Origin of the sequence: Aquincola agrisoli, assembly GCF_036621135.1 — a bacterium.
GTDB classification, from domain to species: domain Bacteria; phylum Pseudomonadota; class Gammaproteobacteria; order Burkholderiales; family Burkholderiaceae_C; genus Aquincola; species Aquincola agrisoli.
The window spans coordinates 1-1,469 of the sequence record NZ_JAZIBG010000040.1 but is presented as its reverse complement, the minus strand read 5'-3'; the positions used below and the strand labels follow the sequence as shown (position 1 = coordinate 1,469).

Here is a 1,469-nt window from a genome sequence, read left to right as displayed (position 1 = left end):
CGTCACGCTGGTCGGCGAGACCAACCTGCCCGCGCTCGTCGCGGCCGACAGCTCCAGCCTCTACGCCCGCAACGTGCTCGACTTCCTCAAGCTGGTGCTGACGAAGGAAGGCACGCTGCAGGTGCCGATGGACGACGACATCGTCGCGGCGTGCCTGGTCACCCGCGACGGCCAAGTGCTTCGCAACTGAAAGAGGGCCCATCCGTGGACGCCGTTTCCCCCACTGTCATCAACCTGATCATCTTCGTGCTGTCGATCTACGTGGGCTACCACGTGGTGTGGACGGTGACCCCCGCGCTGCACACGCCGCTGATGGCGGTCACCAATGCGATCTCGGCGATCGTGATCGTCGGTGCGATGCTCGCCGCCGCACTGACCGTCACGCCGCTGGCCAAGGGCATGGGCATGCTGGCGGTGGCGCTGGCCGCGGTCAACGTGTTCGGCGGCTTCCTGGTGACGCGCCGCATGCTGGAGATGTTCCGCAAGAAGGCGCCCCGGCCGGCGGCCGCCGGCGCGGCGGCTGTGCCTGAGGGAGCACGGCCATGAGACACCCTGCGTCAACCCGCCGGCGGGATCGGCCGGCGCATTCGTCGGACGAGGGGCTGTCATGAGCATGAACATCGTCACCATGATGTACCTGGGCGCCAGCGTCTGCTTCATCCAGGCGCTGAAGGGGCTCAGCCATCCGACGACCTCGATCCGCGGCAACCTGTTCGGCATGGCCGGCATGGCGATCGCGGCGCTGACGACCGCGGCGCTGATCATGAAGCTGTCGGAGGGCGGCGCCAGCGGCCTGGGCTACGTGCTGGCGGCACTGGTGGTGGGCGGCGGGGCGGGCGCGCTGATGGCGCAGCGCGTGGAGATGACGAAGATGCCCGAGCTGGTCGCCTTCATGCACAGCATGATCGGCCTGGCCGCGGTGTTCATCGCCGGTGCGGCGGTGCTGGAGCCGCAGGCCTTCGGCATCGCCGCGGCGGGCGAGCCGATCCCCGCGGGCAACCGGCTCGAGCTCTTCCTCGGCGCGGCGGTGGGGGCCATCACGTTCTCCGGCTCGGTGATCGCCTTCGGCAAGCTCTCGGGCAAGTACCGCTTCCGCTTGTTCCAGGGCGCGCCCGTGGTGTTCGCCGGGCAGCACCTGATGAACCTGGTGATCGGCGTGGCGCTGGCCGGCTTCGGGGTGCTGTTCATGATGTCGCAGGACGGCAGCGTGTTCTTCATCGCGGTGCTCGTGGCGCTGGCGCTGGGCGTGCTGCTGATCATCCCGATCGGCGGGGCGGACATGCCGGTGGTGGTGTCGATGCTCAACAGCTACTCGGGCTGGGCGGCCGCGGGCATCGGCTTCAGTTTGAACAACAGCATGCTGATCATCGCCGGCTCGCTGGTGGGCAGCTCGGGCGCGATCCTGAGCTACATCATGTGCAAGGCGATGAACCGCTCGTTCTTCAACGTGATCCTGGGCGGCTTCGGCG

Annotated in this window: 2 protein-coding genes and 1 pseudogene; all 3 read left to right on the top strand. The window is 68.3% G+C overall.

The window, feature by feature from the left end; translation table 11 throughout:
- Positions 1-190, top strand: a pseudogene (locus V4F39_RS20510) (NAD(P)(+) transhydrogenase (Re/Si-specific) subunit alpha); the annotation flags it as partial.
- Between the two features lie 14 nt (positions 191-204).
- On the top strand, positions 205-546 hold the full coding sequence (locus V4F39_RS20505; protein WP_332291766.1) for an NAD(P) transhydrogenase subunit alpha part 2: 342 nt from the start codon (positions 205-207) through the stop codon (positions 544-546).
- A 61-nt stretch (positions 547-607) separates the two neighbouring features.
- A partial coding sequence (locus tag V4F39_RS20500; RefSeq protein ID WP_332291765.1) for an NAD(P)(+) transhydrogenase (Re/Si-specific) subunit beta occupies positions 608-1,469 on the top strand: 862 nt, incomplete at its 3' end.